The 12511-nt window shown below is 70.3% G+C and carries 12 protein-coding genes and 1 pseudogene; 5 read left to right on the forward strand and 8 right to left on the reverse strand.

Annotated features, from left to right (window positions below):
- The first annotated feature begins 21 nt into the window (after positions 1-21).
- The gene (locus AX769_RS11705; RefSeq protein ID WP_082763771.1) at positions 22-945 is read left to right on the forward strand and encodes an aldo/keto reductase; all 924 of its coding nucleotides are present in this window, start codon (positions 22-24) and stop codon (positions 943-945) included.
- A gap of 108 nt (positions 946-1053) precedes the next feature.
- On the opposite strand, the gene AX769_RS11710 is transcribed toward AX769_RS11705, so the two are convergent.
- Both AX769_RS11710 and AX769_RS11715 read right to left on the reverse strand, forming a co-directional pair.
- Entirely contained in the window at positions 1054-2790 is a 1737-nt protein-coding gene (locus tag AX769_RS11710; RefSeq protein WP_066279460.1) for a cytochrome c biogenesis protein DipZ, read from the reverse strand.
- Between the two features lie 135 nt (positions 2791-2925).
- Positions 2926-3414, reverse strand: coding sequence for a hypothetical protein (locus tag AX769_RS11715; protein WP_157887601.1), 489 nt, complete (start codon positions 3412-3414; stop codon positions 2926-2928).
- Between the two features lie 213 nt (positions 3415-3627).
- On the opposite strand from AX769_RS11715, the gene AX769_RS11720 reads away from it, so the two are divergent.
- A complete protein-coding gene (locus AX769_RS11720; RefSeq protein WP_066283585.1) occupies positions 3628-4524 on the forward strand; it encodes a helix-turn-helix transcriptional regulator in 897 nt (298 codons plus the stop codon).
- A 21-nt stretch (positions 4525-4545) separates the two neighbouring features.
- Here AX769_RS11720 and AX769_RS11725 read toward each other — a convergent pair whose 3' ends face one another.
- Positions 4546-4782 (reverse strand): hypothetical protein, encoded by a 237-nt coding sequence (locus tag AX769_RS11725; RefSeq protein WP_066279464.1) that lies wholly within the window; start codon positions 4780-4782, stop codon positions 4546-4548.
- Between the two features lie 91 nt (positions 4783-4873).
- Between AX769_RS11725 and AX769_RS11730 the strand changes: the two genes are divergently transcribed.
- Positions 4874-5722, forward strand: coding sequence for an IclR family transcriptional regulator (locus AX769_RS11730; protein ID WP_066279467.1), 849 nt, complete (start codon positions 4874-4876; stop codon positions 5720-5722).
- A 576-nt stretch (positions 5723-6298) separates the two neighbouring features.
- On the opposite strand, the gene AX769_RS11735 is transcribed toward AX769_RS11730, so the two are convergent.
- From AX769_RS11735 to AX769_RS26025, 5 genes and pseudogenes are all read right to left on the reverse strand, one after another.
- A complete protein-coding gene (locus AX769_RS11735) occupies positions 6299-6841 on the reverse strand; it encodes a YbhB/YbcL family Raf kinase inhibitor-like protein (protein ID WP_066279470.1) in 543 nt (180 codons plus the stop codon).
- A 74-nt stretch (positions 6842-6915) separates the two neighbouring features.
- Entirely contained in the window at positions 6916-8502 is a 1587-nt protein-coding gene (locus AX769_RS11740) for a GMC family oxidoreductase (protein WP_066279473.1), read from the reverse strand.
- Entirely contained in the window at positions 8499-9119 is a 621-nt protein-coding gene (locus tag AX769_RS11745; RefSeq protein ID WP_204249208.1) for a hypothetical protein, read from the reverse strand. The genes AX769_RS11740 and AX769_RS11745 overlap by 4 nt, the downstream gene beginning before the upstream one ends.
- A gap of 80 nt (positions 9120-9199) precedes the next feature.
- Positions 9200-9724, reverse strand: coding sequence for a zinc-binding dehydrogenase (locus AX769_RS25215; protein ID WP_239451768.1), 525 nt, complete (start codon positions 9722-9724; stop codon positions 9200-9202).
- A 167-nt stretch (positions 9725-9891) separates the two neighbouring features.
- Positions 9892-10317, reverse strand: a pseudogene (locus AX769_RS26025) (alcohol dehydrogenase catalytic domain-containing protein); the annotation flags it as partial.
- Positions 10318-10354: 37 nt separating this feature from the next.
- On the opposite strand from AX769_RS26025, the gene AX769_RS11755 reads away from it, so the two are divergent.
- Together AX769_RS11755 and AX769_RS11765 are read left to right on the forward strand one after the other, a co-directional pair.
- A complete protein-coding gene (locus tag AX769_RS11755; RefSeq protein WP_066279476.1) occupies positions 10355-11182 on the forward strand; it encodes an alpha/beta fold hydrolase in 828 nt (275 codons plus the stop codon).
- 360 nt (positions 11183-11542) lie between these two features.
- Entirely contained in the window at positions 11543-12466 is a 924-nt protein-coding gene (locus tag AX769_RS11765; protein ID WP_157887602.1) for a hypothetical protein, read from the forward strand.
- Positions 12467-12511: the final 45 nt, after the last annotated feature.

Consider the following 12511-nt stretch of genomic DNA (forward strand, 5'->3'; position numbering starts at 1 on the left):
GGCGCGACTACCATGCGGGGCATGAGCCAGGATGCACCCGGCGCCGACCAGACGGGCGCCGACTCGACGGGCGCCGGCCCGACCGGCGCCGACCCGACCGGCATCACGAGCACGGCGACGGTGACGCTGCCGAACGGTAGCGCGTCTGCCCGGCTGGGGCAGGGCACGTGGATGCTGGGCCAGGACGCAGCGAGGCACGACACCGAGCTCGAGGCCCTGCAACGCGGTCTCGACCTGGGGTTGACGATGATCGACACCGCGGAGATGTACGGCGAGGGGTCGGAGCTGCTGGTCGGCGAGGCCATCCGGGGGCGGCGCGACGAGGTACTCGTCGTCGACAAGGTGCTGCCGAGCCACGCCTCGCGGCAGGGCGTCGTCGACGCGTGCCGCGCCAGCCTGAAGCGGCTCGGCGTCGAGCGGATCGACCTGTACCTGCTGCACTGGCGCGGCGGCCACCCCCTGGCCGAGACGGTCGCCGGGTTCGAGGAGCTCGCCCAGCAGGGCGACATCGGTGGGTGGGGCGTCAGTAACTTCGACACCGAAGATCTCCACGAGCTGGCCACGCTGTCAGCCGGCGCTCACGTGCAGGTCAACCAGGTGCTCTACAACCTCGCCCGGCGCGGCCCCGAGTTCGACCTGCTGCCGCAGCAGCGCGCGGCCGGCGTCCCGCTCATGGCCTACTCGCCCGTCGACCACGGCGAGCTGCTCGACGACACCACTCTCGACGAGATCGCCGAGACGAAGGGCGTCACACCGGCTCAGCTCGCCCTCGCGTGGGTGCTGCACCAGCTGCCGGACGGCCTCGTCGCAGTGAAGGCCTCGACGCCTGAGCATGTCGCAGAGAACGCTGCGTCCCGTGACATCCGCTTCACGGCCGGCGAGCTGAACGCCCTCGACGGAGCCTTCCCCGCGCCGACCCGTCGTACCCCGCTCGAGATGCTCTAGCCCGCGATCCGGCCACCGACCCTTACCTTTTCGGCCCACTCTGCCCGATCGAAAGTTCAGGACACGCCGAAAAGGTAAGGACAGGCACGGCTACACGGGTCGTCGGCCCTACCCGAAGGTGAACGAGTACGCGCTGAGCCCCGGTGACAGAGTCACTGTGACGGTGCCGGTGCGCACCCCGGACGACGACGCCACCGTGTAGATGTTCGGCGCCCCCGAGACCTTCAGGGTCGTCGTCGTGCCGCCGACCTTCGCCGTGATCGTGCCCGTGCCGGCGACGTCGAGATAGACCTTGCTCGCGGTGTACGCCAGCGACAGGGTCGACGGCGACGAACCCGCGACGCTGGAGATCGCTTCGGCAGAGCCCTTCCACGTCCCCCCGAGCGAGAACGAGTTCGGGGCGACGGACGACTGCGGGGCGTAGGTGCGCGTGCCCGACACCAGCGCGGGCGTCGACCGGTCGGCCGTCGCGCGTTTGACGCCGAGGTAGGTCTCGGGCGTCTGGTTCTCGTCGGTCGGCGTCGTGTCGGTGACCTTCGTCGTCGCCGGCAGCGAGACCGAGGGGGAGGCGGCGGTGATCAACGACCGGATCATGCCCTCGAGTCCCGAGTAGTCGCCCTCGCCGATCGAGACGTTGCGGATGTCGCCCTTCGCGTCGATCAGGTAGTCGGCCGGCCACGACGTGTTGCCGTAGGCGTTCCAGGTCTTGTAGTCGTTGTCGAGAGCGACCGGGTACGTGACGCCCAGCCGTGCGGCGCCGGCCTTCACGTCGGCGGGAACGTGCTCGAACGCGTACTCCGGGGTGTGCACGCCGACCACGACGAGGCCATCGGGCGAATACGTCTTGTACCACTGCTCGACGTGCGCGATGGCCCGCTGGCAGTTGATGCACGAGTACGCCCAGAAGTCGACGAGCACGACCTTGCCCTTCAGCGAGGCGAGGGTGACGGGCTTGTCGTCGGAGGTGTTGAACCACTGCTGGATACCGGCGAGGGCGGGCGCCTTTCCGCACGACCGGAGCGTCTTCACCACGGTGAACGACGCCTCCTGCTCGCAGGAGGCGAGGGACTGCGAGGCCGAGGACCCCCCGCCGGCCGCCGAGCCGAGGGCCGCGTCGGATCCTGCGTTCTCGAGCGCGTGGTTGAGCGACGCGGTGTAGTCGGGGATCGCGCGCTGGATCGCGTCTGTCGCGTTGAAGGCGAGAGCCACGGCGAGCCCGAGGACGACGACGCCGGCGCCCACCCGGATGGCCTGCTGGCGCGTGCGGAAGGCGCGCACCCGCTCGGCCACGCCTCGCCCGGCGAGAGCGAAGAACAACAGCGGGGCGGCGGTGCCGATGGCGAAGGCGATCGTGAGCACGATCGTCGAGGCGCCGATCTTGCCGGTGGCCCCGGCGACCGTGATGGCCGCGAGCACAGGGCCCGCGCACGGCACGTAGACGGTGCCGAGAATGAGGCCCAACGCGAAGCCGCCGCGGTCGGTGCCGACCTGGCGCTGGGGGATGCGCGAGAACGGCTTTTCGAGGAGGTGCTGGAAGCGCGGCACGATCATGCCGATGCCGAGCAGCACCAAGAGCACGAGGCCGATCCAGCGGATGATGTCTTCGGGCACGGGCAGCGCCGAGAGCACGAGGGTGCCGAGCAGGGTGAAGACGCTGAAGCTGATCGCCAGACCGAGCACGACCAGGAACGGCCGCGCGCTGGTGCGGGGCGCCACACTGCCGTCGGAGGCGCGGACGCTCTGCGCACCGCCCGACAGGAAGATCACCGGCAGCACCGGCAGGATGCACGGGCTGATGCCCGTGATGAGCCCGCCCACCAGCCCCAGGAAGATCAGGGTGACCACTCGACGCACCTTTCAGCGGGGCCGACCGTCGTCGGCTCCCGCTGAAAAGGCTACGGGGCGCAGGATGCGAGAACGCATCCGAGCGCCGGATCCTGGGCGACCTGTAATGGTTCAGACCGCCGGCGGACTGTGTCCCTAGGCCGCGGGCGGCGGGTACGCGCCGGGCGCCTGCCCCAGCTTCGCCGCCTTGCGAGCGCGGAAGTACTCGCTCGAGGGCCGCAGGAACATCAGGATGGTGGCCACCACGCCGGCGACCACGCCCAGCGCCCCGAGGCCGTAGAGGCCCGCGACGCCGGTGAGCGACAGGATCGTGAGGATGAGCAGCACGATCCTGGCCCAGTTCGCGCCCCTCCTCATGAAGACCGCAAACAGCACCAACGCGACGATGAAGAGGATGCCGATGACGATCGAGGTCACCAGTCCCGCGCCGAGGAAGGCGTCGGCCTGCGAGCTGGAGACGCCCGAGCCGTGCTTGGTCAGCTGACCCTTGACCGAGCTCGTGTTCGAGTTGTACGTGGCGGCGCTCACGATGAGGCTGACCACATGGACGAGGGCGGTGAGCATGAACAGCCAGAAGGCGATGTTCACGAATCGCGGCGGAGTAAGGGTGTTCGAGGTGGACATTCGGGTTCCTCCTGGTCGGGCCGGCTCGTGGGAAGCCGGGCGGTGATCGTGCGGATGCACCGTCATGCGACCGTGCACCAGATCTGAGTAAACCCCGAGTTCTACGGATGCGCCCGGGCACTGCCGATCGTGGCCATGGCACTGCCGGATGAGAGCAGACCAAGGCATGCCGTGACCTGTCGCGACGGCGCCTCGCGCTCGTACGATGAGGTCATGGCCACCACGAGCAGCGGGCAGGATCGCGCGGCGCTGGGCGCGTTCCTCCGCTCTCGGCGCGACCGCCTGACCCCGGCCCGTGCCGGGATGGACGCCTTTCCCGGGCCGCGCCGGGTGCCGGGCCTCCGCAAGGAGGAGCTCGCGATGCTCGCGGGTCTGAGCGCCGACTACTACAGCCGCGTCGAGCAGGGCCGGCAGGCGCACGTCTCGCGCGAGGTGCTGGGCGCCCTCGCACGGGCGCTGCGCCTCGACGAGGTCGAGACGGCGCACCTGCACGACCTCGCGGATCCTGCCGCCCAGAGGCCCCTGGTGCGGCGCGTCACCGGGCACGAGGCTCCGCAGCGACCCGACCCCGGCCTCGTTCGCATCATGGACGCGATGGGCCACCTGCCGGTGCTGCTGATCGGCCGGCGGGGCGAGATCCTGGCGCGCAACGCGCTGCTGCCCGTGGTGCTCGGTGCGAGCCTCGAACCGGGATCGTCGCTCATGCGCTGGCTGTTCCTCGACCCTCTCGCGCGCGAGCGGATCGCCAACTGGGAGGTCTTCGCCCAGGCCTCGGTCGGGGCCCTGCGGCGCGAGTCGGCCCGGCGCCCTGACGACCGCACGCTCGAGCGGCTCGTCGACGAGGTGCGGCACTCCGACCCCGACATCGCCCGCTGGTGGGACGACCAGGGCGTCCGCGACTACGCGAGCGTCGCGAAACGGATCCGGCACCCGGTGGCGGGCGATCTCGACTTCGACATCGAGATCGTCTCGGGCACCCGAGAGCCGGATCAGCGCCTCATCGTCTACACGGTGCAGGTCGATTCGCCGACCGCACGAATGCTGCCCCTGCTCGCGAGCTGGGCGGGCGAGCTGGCTCTTACTGCTGGTCCATCACCAGCACGGCCTTGATGGCGGCGCCCGACTTGGTGTCTACTTCGTGATCAGCCTGTCGAAGGGGAAGTCGCCCTTGGCGTTCAAGGCGATCAGCTGCGGGATGAACGTCTGCGGCACGGTGTCGCCCTCGACCAGGCCGGAGAAGGTGCGGCCGGCCAGCGCGTTGATCGTGACCGAGGGCTCGGGCTTGCCCACGCCCACGAGGCCGACGCTGCCGCCGAAGCGGGTGGCGCCGGCCGAGCACGATGGGGGTGGGCGAGCGGAGGTCGCCATGGACGCCTGTAAGAGAATCGACAGGTGTCGTGTTCTCATCCTGTGAGAGACGACGCCGGCCGGATGCGGCCGACGCGAGCACAATGGCACCATGCGAATCGATGACGCTTCGACACTCGAACTGACCCCTCCTCCGGCCATCGCGCCTGCGCGCGAGAGCGGCGTCGCCACCGTCGAGAAGACCCTGGCCATCCTCGAGGCCGTCGCCGAACGCGGCGGCGCGACGGCTCGAGAGGTCTCCGACGCTCTCGGCTACCCGCTGCCCACGGTCTACCGCCTGTTGCAGGCGCTCGTGCAGAGCGACTACCTCGTGCACTTGATCGGCGAGCACCGTTTCGAGCTCGGCTACAAGCTCGACCGTCTCGGGGTCTCGCTGCACCGGCAGATCGGCATCCCGTCGATCGTTCGCGGCGAGATCACGCGCCTGCACCAACTGAGCGACACCGCCGCCTACTTCGCCGTCTACCGCGGGGCCGACGTCGTCGTCGCCTACGTGGTCGACTCGCCGGCTCACCCTCGCCTCACGCCGCTCAACTTCGGCTTCCACGAGGCGGCCCACGCCACCGCCTTCGGCAAGATCATGCTCTCGGGCATGTCGAGCGAACAGCGAGACCAGTATCTCGACGTCCACGGCCTCGGTCAGCTCACGGCGACCACCGCCACCGACCGGCACGCGCTCTACGCCGAGCTCGTCGACGTCGGCAACTCCGGCGTCGCGTGGGAGAACGAGGAGTTCGTGCCCGGCATGACCTGCGCCGCCGTCGGCGTGCGCAACGGCGCCGGGATGATCGTCGGCTCCGTCGCCATCAGCGCCCCCTCGCCCGAGCTCACCGGCCCCCGCCGCCACGTGATCGAGCGCAACCTCCGCGACGCCGCGAACCAGGTCTCGCGCTACTACCGCTCGGGCCAACTCCGTCGCGCCTCCACCGCCACCCTCTAGCTCCCTCCCGATCGCCGAGAGGGCGCAGAAACACCGCCGTCGACCGTCGGCCGTGCGTTTCCGCCCACTCACCGCGCCGACCTCCGTCGACGCGGCAGCCTCCCTCGAGCGCGCCGCTGAGCCGCCGCCGCCGGGGTCGGGGTCGGGGGAGTCTCCGGGTAGTCCGCTCGGCGCCAGAGCTCGGTTGCGGCCACAAGATCCACTGTCTCGACGAGTGCCTCCGCTTGCCGCGAGGCTTCTTCGCGGCGGGACCGGCGACGGGGTCCGGTGTCGTCGTCAAGAAAGTGCTCCTCTTCGAACCAGTAGCGCTCGTGAGCGGCTGCGCCACGTCGGGCTCGTTCCCCACCGAGTTCTGCGCGTAGAGCCATCGCAGGAGTTGCTGCCGCAGAATCTCGCCCGTCACGAATCTCTTGCACCGTGTTCGCAGGCACCGATCCGCAGGATCGCACGCGCGCCTCGACCCGTCGATGCCGGCTGCATGCCGAAGCCCCTCCTTTTCGGCAGGATCACCTCGACAGGAAGGGGGGATCGAGCCGGAAAAGAGGGGCGGGGCAGGGCGAAAGACCGGAGCCTGCGCTACTTCACCTCGAACCACGGAGCGATGACCGCGCGCGCGAGGGTGTGGCCCGACATGGTGAAGCCGAGGAAGGCGGGCGTCGCGCCGGAGTCGATGCCGAGCGAGTCGACGTCGAGGGCGTGCACGGCGACGTAGTAGGTGTGCTTGCCGTGACCCGCCGGGGGAGCAGCGCCGAGGTAGTGGGCGAGGCTTCCGTCGTTCTTCAGCTGGAAGGCGCCCGCGGGCAGCCCGGATCCAGCCGCATCGCCCGCGCCGGTGGCCAGCGAGGTCGTCGTGGCGGGGATGTCGGCGACGGCCCAGTGCCAGAAACCGGCGCCGGTGGGGGCGTCGGGGTCGTACACAGTGACGGCGAAGCTCTTCGTGCCGGACGGGAAGCCCGACCAGGTCAGCTGCGGGCTGACGTCGTCGCCGCCGGCACCGAAGATGCCGGATACCTGGGGTGTCGGCAACTCCTGGCCGTCGGTGACGTCGGTCGAGGTCAGGGTGAACGTCGGCACGTCGGCGATGGCGTCGTACGGGCTGGTGGTCTTGGTGTCGCTCATGGAGGGTCTCCTTCGATCGAGGTTCGGTTTCGTTCTACACGTGTGGTGCAGACGAGGGGTTCAGATGCGAGTGTTCAGATGTCGCCGCTCGCGAGCTGCGAGGCGATGTACTCCGCCTGCCGGATCGCCAGCGCCACGATCGTCAGCGTCGGGTTCGCCGCAGCCGACGAGGTGAACACCGAGCCGTCCGAGACGAACAGGTTCGGCACGTCGTGGGCGCGACCCCACTTGTCGACGACGCCGTCTTCGGGTTTCTCGCTCATCCGCGAGGTGCCCAGGTTGTGCGTCGAGGGGTAGGGAGGCGTGCGGTGCGACGACTGCGCGCCGACGGCGTCGTAGAGGAGCTCGGCCTGCTGGTAGCCGTGGTTCCGCATCGCGATGTCGTTGGGGTGGTCGTCGAAGTGCACATTGGGCACCGGCAGGCCGTTCTTGTCGGTCACCGACGTGTTCAGCGTGACCCGGTTGCTCTCCTGCGGGAGGTCCTCGCCAACCACCCAGAGGCCCGCGGTGCGCAGATACCCGTCGATGAGCTTCGTGAACTCACGCCCCCAGGATCCCGGCTCGGCGAAGCTGGCGAGGAAGGCCGGGCCCAGCGAGATGGTCTCGAGGTAGTAGCCGCCGGCGAACCCGCGGTCAGGATCGTGACGCGACTCGTCGGCGATGACGCCCGCCATGGTCTCGCCCCGGTACATGCGCACGGGGTTCTCGAACTGCGCGTAGACGCTGCCCGTCGTGTGGCGCATGTAGTTTCGGCCGACCTGGCCGGAGGAGTTCGCGAGGCCGTCGGGGAACATCGGAGAGGCGCTCTGGAGGAGAAGGCGCGGTGTCTCGATCGAGTTGCCGGCGACTGCGACGAGCCTGGCGGCCTGCCGCTGGAGGTTGCCGTCGGCGTCGAGGTAGAGCACCGCGTCGACCCGCCCGGATGCGTCGTGCGTGATCTGCACCACATGCGAATCCGGGCGCAGGTCGAGCAGCCCGGTCTCGAGCGCGCGTGGGAGCTCGCGCACCAGCGTCGACCACTTCGACTTGTTCTTGTCGCCCTGGAAGTTGAAGCCGTCCTGGATGGACGCCGGGCGGCCGTCGTACTCCTCGGCGTTGGTCGCGTACGGCCCCGTCGAGTAGTGCTTGTAGCCGACCCGCTCGGCGCCGTTCGCGAACACCTTGTAATTGTTGTTCGCCGGCAGCGGCTTCCGGCCGTGCACGTGAGTGGACCCCATCGCGATCTCGGCCTTGTCGTAGAACGGCTCGAGCTCGGCGAGGGTGATCGGCCAGTCGATCAGGTTCGCGCCCTCGAGGCGGCCGTAGGTCGACCGGATGGCGAACTCGTGGGCCTTGAACCGCGGGGTCGCGCCCGACCAGTGTGTCGTCGTGCCGCCGACCGCCTTCACGATCCAGGTCGGGAGGTTGGGGAAGTCGCGGGCGATGCGCCAGGATCCCGAGGTGGTGCGGGGGTCGAGCCAGGCCATCTGGTTGAACGCCTCCCACTCGTTGTTCACGTAGTCCTCATTGACGAGGTAGGCCCCCGCCTCGAGCACCACGCACGGGATGCCCTTCTTCGTGAGCTCGTAGGCGAGGGTGCCGCCGCCGGCGCCCGACCCGACGATGACGACCGCCTCTTCGTCCTGCGCGATCGCTTTGCCCTGGTTGCCGAGGTTCGTCATTTCGAGGCCTCCGCGTGCTGCAGGCCGCCCTGCCGGGCGTCGGTCGAGCCGGGCTGGGTGTTGGAGTCGGCCGTCGTCGAGGCGGCGCTCTGGCTGACGCCGTGCGTGGCCGAGTGGTGCGGCGCCAGCGGCACCGAGTCGGCGATCTCTTTCAGCGGCTCGCCCTCGTACGTCTCGATGCGAGGGTCGGGCAGCCAGTCGAGGTCGTTGAAGCCGCGGTTGACGTAGCCGCCTTTGTCGAAGGAGGGGCCCTCGAAGCCCACGGCCTCCCACACCTCGGGGTCGTCGTAGAGGTTCAGCACGGTGGTGCGGCGGATGAAGCCGAAGAACTCCGTCGTCTCGATGCGGCGGAGGACGCTGGTGGCGGCCTCCTCGTCGAGATCGCGGAAGTCGCCGCCGGCGAGGTGCGCGAGGGTCAGGAGGCCCTGCGTCAGGGCGACGCGGAACCAGGTCGACTCCGCGGCGGCCGCGAGGATCGTGTCGGCCGTGCGCTCGTACGGGCCGTCCGGGAACGAGTCGTGGGGGAAAGCGACACGGATCACGCGGATCAGGGTCGAGCGGGCCTCGTCGGTCAGCTCGGTGTCGTTCAGTTGCGGGTATTTGGCGGGGAACGCCATGGTGAGCTCCTTTGCTCGGAATGATGTCGGATCCTGCCGTTCCAGGATGCGACGCATCGGGTGTCGATCGGTTGCGAGGCTCAGGGGAGCAGGATGCCGCGGCCGATGAGATGACCGGCGTCGAGGTCGGCGATCGCGTCGTCGAAGGCGTCGAGCGGGTAGGTCTGCGTGTGCAGCTTCACGCGGCCCTGCGCCGTCAGCGCCATGAGCTCGACGAGGTCGTTGTAGGTGCCGACGAGGTTGCCGACCACACTGATCTCGCGCGAGATGATCTCGATCGTGTCGAGCTCGACCCGGCCGCCGTAGCCGATCACGTAGTGCGACCCGCCGTTGTGGATCAGCTTCGGGGCGAGCTTCTCGGCCCCCTTCTCGCCGACGAAGTCGAACGCGATCTGCGCGCCGCCCGAGGTGATGTCGAGCACCTCGCGTTCGACGCGCTCGTCGCTGTCGGAGTCGCTCGTGGCGAGCACCGTGTGGTGCGCGCCGAGCTCCCTCGCGAGGGCGAGGGCCTTCTCGCTGCGGTCGACCACCGTGATCTCGGCGCTCGTGATGGCCGCGAGCGACTGGATGCCGATGTGCCCGAGGCCGCCCGCGCCCTGAACCACCGCGTGCGACCCGGGAACAGCTGTGGCGCCGCCTTCCGCACCGCGTGGTAGGCGGTGAGGCCGGCGTCCGCGAGCGCTGCGACGTCCTTCGGCTCGAGGCCCTTGTCGAGCTTCACGACGGCCCGGGCGTTGGTCTTCAAGAGCTCGGCCATGCCGCCGTCGACGTTCAGGCCGGGGAAGGTGGCGTTCTCGCAGTGCGAGTCCTGGCCGACCCGGCAGGCCGGGCAGAGGCCGCAGCTCGTGAGCGGATGCATGATCACCGTGTCGCCCACCGCGACGTTGGTCACCGCACTGCCGACCTCGCGCACCCAGCCGGCGTTCTCATGGCCGAGGATGTACGGCAGCTGCGGGTGCTGGATCGCCTCCCACTGGCCTTCGATGATGTGCAGATCCGTGCGGCACAGGCCCGCGGCTCCCACATTTACGATGACGTCCCAGGGGCCCGTCACCGTGGGTTCGGCCACGCTGTCCAGCGTGGGCGTCTGGTCGTATTCGTGCAGTCGGACTGCCTTCACTTCGTCCTCCTCATCGAGGTTCGTGCGTGTGTGACCATCGTGCTCGCGGGCTGCTCGGTGCTCCAGGTGCCTTCTCACGGCGTGAGAATCGCGGGGCTTTCGCTACGGTGGGGGAGTGATCGCGGCCACGGTGCTCGGAATCCCCGGCACCCTCTGTTCTCCGGCGCTGTTCGAGCCGACGTGGCAGGCGCTCAATGCGTCGCATCCTGATGTCGCCGCCCGAGGCGTCTCGTGGATGGATGGGCTGGGGCCGTGGGACATCCCGTCGGTCGCCGCGCGGCTGGCCTCGTCGCTGCGCGCCGCTTCTGCCGGCGGTGCGGCCGACGGTGCGCCCGGCGGTGCGGCCGGCGGTGCGGGGCCGGCGCTCGTCGTCGGTCACTCGACCGGCGGCGCCATCGCGCTCGAGCTCGCGCTCTCGGCGCCCGACCTCGTCTCGGGGCTGGTGCTGGTCGACACCGGGCCGAACATGCACGACCACGGCGATGTCGACGGCATCCTGCGCACCATCCGCGACGCCTGGGGCGAGCCGCTCTGGGCCGGGATCCTCGATCGCTCGTTCGCCTCGCCGTTGCCCGGCGACGTGCGCGCCTCGTTCCTCGATTACGCGCGTGGGGTCTCGCGGCGGGCGGCGCTCGACGTGCTGACGTCGCAGCGCGCCCTCGACTTCCTGCCGCGGCTGGCGGCGCTCGAGTGCCCCGTCGCCGTGGTGCACGGCCTCCTCGACCCCGTCCGCACCGTCGCCCAGGCCTCCGCCTTCGCAGCCGCTCTCGCCGCCGCCGCCGCCCCCGCGCTCACTGCCGCGGGCGCCCCCGCGGGCCCTCCCGTCGCGGGCTCACCCGCCGCCCCGCCGCGCCCCGCGCTCACGCTCCTCGACTGCGGCCACTCGCCGCCCTATGAGGCCCCCCAGGCCTTCGCCGCCACCCTCGCTCCCTTCCTCCCGTAGCCGCCGCCCGGCCCGCCCGGCCCGCCTGCCCGGCCCGCGCCCGGCCCGCCTGCCCGGCCCGCGCGCCGGCCCGCCTGCCCGGCCCGCGCGCCGGCCCGCCTGCCCGGCCCGCGCGCCGGCCCGCCTGCCCGGCCCGCGCGCCGGCCCGCCTGCCCGGCCCGCGCGCCGGCCCGCCTGCCCGGCCCGCCTGCCCGGCCCGCGCGCCCGGCCCGCCGCGAGATGGCCTGTCCGACGGGTTGACCCCTTTCAGACCGTACGACGGGCCATCTCGCGGCATCACATCACGTGCCCGACGGCGCCTGGCACCACCCCTGTGGAGAGATTCTGCGCAGGATCCGGCTCCTCGGCGATCCTGTCGGCATGAATTCCGAATCTCTTCCGCCGCTGCTCGTCAGCGAGGCCTTCCTCGTGCGGGATGCCCTCGATCTGGTCCCCTACTCGCGACTTCGTCGACGAGACGTCGCGTTGCTCGCCCGTGGGCTGCGCGTCGAATGCCGGCGCAACAACGGCGTCGTTCCCGACGACCTCGTCCCCGTGCTCGGCAGACACCAGCACTTCAGCCATCTGACGGCTGCAAGCCTTTGGGGATTACCGGTACCGCCGACGTCCGTGATCCATACGACGACGGTCGGCGAGGGTACAGTGACTCGACGCCCGGGCTTCGTCGGCCACCGCATTTCGGCGGATCGTGCGCGCGTCACGCTGCTCCGGGGCATCCCTGTCTCCGATCGCGTGCAGAGCTGGGCCGAGTGCTCGACGTTGCTGTCGCTCGAGCAGCTCGTCATTGCCGGAGACTTCCTGGTCGGCAAGAAGTGCCGCCATGCGATCGACGAGTTGGCTGGGGTCGTGGCGGGGCGGTGTGGCCTGCGGGGCACCCGCCTCCTTCGCGAGGCGCTCTCGCTGGTCGCAGTCGGGTCGGAGTCGCCGCGTGAGACGCGCCTGCGCCTGCAGTTGCTTCGCGAGGGTTTCCGTCTCCCGCTGCTGAACTGCGAGATCCACGACGAGCAGGATCGTTTCGTGGCCCGCCCCGACATCATCTTCGGGCGCGAGCACGTCGTCGTCGAGTACGACGGCGATCAGCACCGCACCGACCGCAAGACCTACCGAGACGACAAGCGTCGACGTGAGGCGCTTGCCGACGCCGGGTGGCACGCGCTCTACCTCTCCGACGACGATCTGACGGGCGAGCACTGGGCGGCCTTCGTCGGACGCCTTCGCCGCGCCCTCTCCCGCGGCGAGGCCGGGGCTCGCACGCGCGTCGCCCCCGGCCCCGGCCCGGCCTGAGGTCGCGAGATGGCCCGTCCGACGGTTGACGGTGCCCGAGCCCGT

Source organism: Frondihabitans sp. PAMC 28766, from assembly GCF_001577365.1.
Lineage (GTDB): Bacteria > Actinomycetota > Actinomycetes > Actinomycetales > Microbacteriaceae > Frondihabitans.